This window comes from Stenotrophomonas pictorum JCM 9942 (assembly GCF_001310775.1).
GTDB lineage: Bacteria > Pseudomonadota > Gammaproteobacteria > Xanthomonadales > Xanthomonadaceae > Stenotrophomonas > Stenotrophomonas pictorum.
Window position 1 is genome coordinate 1 of sequence record NZ_BAZI01000385.1, and the last position, 2,488, is coordinate 2,488.

Annotated in this window: 1 protein-coding gene and 1 pseudogene; both read left to right on the forward strand. The window is 68.4% G+C overall.

Annotated elements, in window-relative coordinates; genetic code table 11:
* Window positions 1-35: 35 nt before the first annotated feature.
* Window positions 36-521 carry a rod shape-determining protein MreD gene (mreD, locus tag JCM9942_RS14035; RefSeq protein WP_054660445.1) on the forward strand — a complete coding sequence of 162 codons (486 nt, stop codon included), beginning with the start codon at window positions 36-38 and terminating at the stop codon, window positions 519-521.
* Between the two features lie 2 nt (window positions 522-523).
* Window positions 524-2,488: pseudogene (gene mrdA / locus JCM9942_RS14040) on the forward strand (penicillin-binding protein 2); the annotation flags it as partial.

Genomic DNA, 2,488 nt, shown 5'->3' on the forward strand with positions numbered 1-2,488 from the left:
CCCTCTCCGGCGACCGCGCCGGCACAGGTGCGCCCATGAGCCGGTTGCGCAACAAGGGCTGGGTGCCGCCGCTGAGTTTCGGGCTGGCGCTGCTGCTGGGGCTGGTGCCCTTGCCGGAGCTGCTGCTGCCGCTGCGGCCGTACTGGCTGGCGCTGGTGCTGGCGTACTGGGTGATTGAAACCCCGGACCGGGTCGGGCTGGGCTTTGCGTTCTGCATCGGGCTGCTGGCCGATCTGATGTTCGGCGGCATTCTGGGCGAGCAGGCGCTGCGTCTGGTGGTGATGGCCTTCATCCTGCAGCGCTTCCGCGCGCGCATCCGGTTCTTCCCGCTGTCGCAGCAGGCCTTGGCCATCGGCGGGTTGCTGCTCAATGACCGGGTCATCGATGCGGCGCTCCACCTGCTGGTCGGCGAGCCGCTGTTGCGCTGGAGCTACTGGTGGGCGCCGCTGCTGGGCATGGCGCTGTGGCTGCCGCTGTATGTGGCGCTGGATGCGGTGCGGCTGGGCAAGCGCGGGCGCTGAGCATGTACCGTCGCCGACCGTCCAAGAACCTGCATGCCGAAACCGAGCAGTTCCGGCGGCGCGCGGCGCTGGGCTTTGCCGGGGTGCTGCTGACCCTGGGCTTCCTCGGCGGCTGGTATTTCAAGCTGCAGGTGCTCGATCACGAGATCTACGCCACCCGCTCGGAAGCCAACCGCATCAAGGCGCGGCCGGTGGTGCCGGGGCGTGGACTGATCTACGACCGCAACGGCCGCCTGCTGGCCGAGAATGTGCCGGCCTTCCGTCTGGATGTGACCCCGGACAAGGTGCAGGACATGGAGGCCACCCTGGCCGGCCTGCAGAAAATCTTCGCGCTGAGCGACGAGGACATCGAACGCTTCCGGCAGTCGCGCAAGGCGCGCCGCAGCTTCATGCCGGTGACCCTGAAACTGCGGGTCAGCGACGAGGAGATGGCGCGTTTCGCGGTGGACCGCTGGCGCTTTCCCGGGGTGGAGCTGGAGCCGTACCTGACCCGGCGCTATCCCTACGGCGACCTGTTCGGCCACATCATCGGTTACGTCGGCCGGGTCGATGACAAGGACCTGGAGGAGCTGGGCGAGGGCAACGCGGCGCTGAGCCATATCGGCAAATCCGGGCTGGAGCGGTTCTACGAAGCGCAGCTGCGCGGCAAGATCGGCTACGAGCAGGTCGAGACCAATGTGCAGGGGCGGGCGATCCGCACCATCGGCCGGGTGCCGGCGCAGTCGGGGACCGACCTGCGGCTGTCCATCGATGCCGACCTGCAGCGGGCGATGGTGGCCGCGTTCGGCGAGCAGGAGGGCTCGGCGGTGGCGATCGATCCGCGTACCGGCGAGATCCTGGCCATGGTCAGCCTGCCCTCGTACGACCCGAACCTGTTCGTCAACGGCATCTCGCATGCCGATTTCAAGCGCCTGAACGAAAATCCCTCGCGGCCGCAGTTCAACCGGCTGGTGCTCGGCGGTGTGGCGCCAGGCTCCACGATCAAGCCGTTTGTCGGTCTGGCCGGGCTGGACAGCGGCGTGCGCCGGCCGGAGGACAAGATCCTCTCGCGCGGCATGTTCTACCTGCCCGGCGTGAGCCGCGGCTGGGGCGATGCCAACCGCGGCGGCCATGGCTGGACGGACCTGCGCAAATCCATCGCGCAGTCGGTCAACACCTATTACTACCAGCTCGGTATCGACCTGGGCATCGAGCGTTTTGACCAGTATCTGGGCAGCTATGCTTCGGCCAGCACACCGGCATCGATCTGGCCGGCGAGATCGACGGCATCCTGCCCTCGCCGCAGGCCAAGCTCAAGGCGCGCAAGGAGCGCTGGTATCCGGGCGATACGGTCAACGCCAGCATCGGCCAGGGCCTGTGGAAAGTGACGCCGTTGCAGCTGGTACGTGGAATTGGCGGGCTGGCCAGTGGACAACTGCGCCGGCCGCACCTGGTGACCGAACAGCGCGCCGGCTTCGATCACGACTGGGCACCGTTGCCGCAACCGGCAGGCAAGCCGATCACCCCCAACCCGGCCAATCTGCAGGCGGTGCGCGAAGGCATGATGGCCACGATGCAGCCCGGCGGCAGCGGCTGGCGAGTGGCTGCCGGGGCGCAATACCGCATGGCCGGCAAGACCGGTACCGCGCAGGTGGTCAGTCGCAAGGGGACGGCTGCGGTCAATCCCAAGAGCCTGCCGATGCACCTGCGCCATCGCGCGCTGTTTGTCGGCTTCGCCCCGGCCGAAGATCCGGTGATCGCCATTGCCATCGCGGTGGAGGGCGGCGGTTACGGTGGCTCGGCCGCGGCGCCGATCGCGCGCAAGGTGTTTGATGCCTGGCTCCTCGGCGAGATGCCCGAGGGCCTGCAGCCGCTGGATGCCGAGCGCGGCACCGTGGCGCTGGGGGTGACCGGTTTCGATACCGAAGATCCGGCGCTTTTGGCCCGTGGCGAACAGGCCGCGCTGGCGCTGGAGGAGCTGCCGTTCC

Coding starts and splice junctions, on each gene's coding strand:
- mreD (WP_054660445.1), top strand. CDS start 36: ATGAGCCGGTTGCGCAACAAGGGCTGGGTGCCGCCGCTGAGTTTCGGG.